This is a genomic window from Candidatus Symbiopectobacterium sp. NZEC135, from assembly GCF_025962695.1.
Map to the genome: position 1 here is coordinate 1 of NZ_JAGFPF010000526.1, position 1,261 is coordinate 1,261.

The 1,261-nt window shown below is 40.4% G+C and carries 2 protein-coding genes; both read left to right on the plus strand.

Annotated elements, in window-relative coordinates; translation table 11 throughout:
* Nucleotides 1-379: hypothetical protein (locus tag J5224_RS28445; protein ID WP_264628456.1), on the plus strand; the 379-nt coding region annotated here is incomplete at its 5' end.
* A gap of 390 nt (nucleotides 380-769) precedes the next feature.
* Nucleotides 770-1,261 (plus strand): retropepsin-like aspartic protease (locus J5224_RS28450; protein WP_264628457.1); only part of this gene is annotated, 492 nt, incomplete at its 3' end.

Genomic DNA, 1,261 nt, shown 5'->3' on the forward strand with positions numbered 1-1,261 from the left:
AACAACTTGTTTTTTCACCATTTCCCTTATCACCCTTATACGTTTTGTTAGTCAGCAAGCTAACAGTCCGCGCGGCAATCAGGAAATAATAAAAATGGATAATATTATAATCTTATGTCACATAGCCGAGTTTCAGACTCAGGGAAGGCGTTTTAGGAAAGATAAAACTTGGGTGGCGGAGGGAGAAGCCGGACGATTCGTCCGGCCAGCGGGTTTAGAACCTGTATTGCACACCGACGGTGGTAATAAAATAGTCGTTCTTGATACCGCTGAGGTTCTCGCCTCTGTCGATAGCGTCGTCACCGTAGTCATTAACGTTTGCACTGTCTTTCTCTTCATGAAAATTTCCCGGCCCGGTGCCTGCTATTGCAGAGGATAAGAAAAGGACAAAAACCAAATACTTCAATTGCATTACACGATTCTCTTTCTTTTGAACAAGCGATTCAAGGCGATCGACGTAGAGTAAATATTACTTTTTTTAAGAGGAGTGCTTGCTTAAAAATTTCTGATAAGCGGTAATGATTTCAACATTAAAAAGCATTCCCTTGCCATATCGCACGCCTCCCAACCAAGGCTGCGCATTATACTTAAAAATATGTCCAATTCTCGCAAACCAAAACATTGTTTATATTTCGTTTAAATTAACAACAATAGAATTTCCAGAAAACACAGCAACTATAAAGGAATGAAAATGCCTCTAAGTCACGAAAAAACAACCAAAATAGCATCAATATTACTTTGTATATCAAGCGTGACAGGATGCGATTATTTGGAAAAAGACCAGCTTGAAACACAAAATACTAAAAAAACCGGGACCGTTCTTGAAACGAATATAGAAGATGACATTGTCATCCCAGTCATGATAAACAACAAGAAATTAAATTTTCTCGTTGATACTGGCTCCAGCGTAACCGTTATTGATGAAAAAATAGCGAATTCGATAACACGCCCCTTACTTTCATCAGAAATCCCACAGAATTATCGCCAGGAATTTTCAAACGTCACGACGGTTTCTGGACGGTTGGAGGGCCATCAATTTACCCTGTTGAAACCGACCACCTTTACTGTAGGCACACAAGAGATCAATGACAGCGACATATGGGTTTCACTCGATTTGTCGCTGGTGACGCAATCGATGGGAACAAAGATAGACGGTATCATCGGTATTGATACGTTTAGGCGGTTTAATTGGAAAGTCGATAATGACAAAAAAAAGGTTATTATTTCCGACACGCTCCCCTCCGCATCGGATTATCAGGCG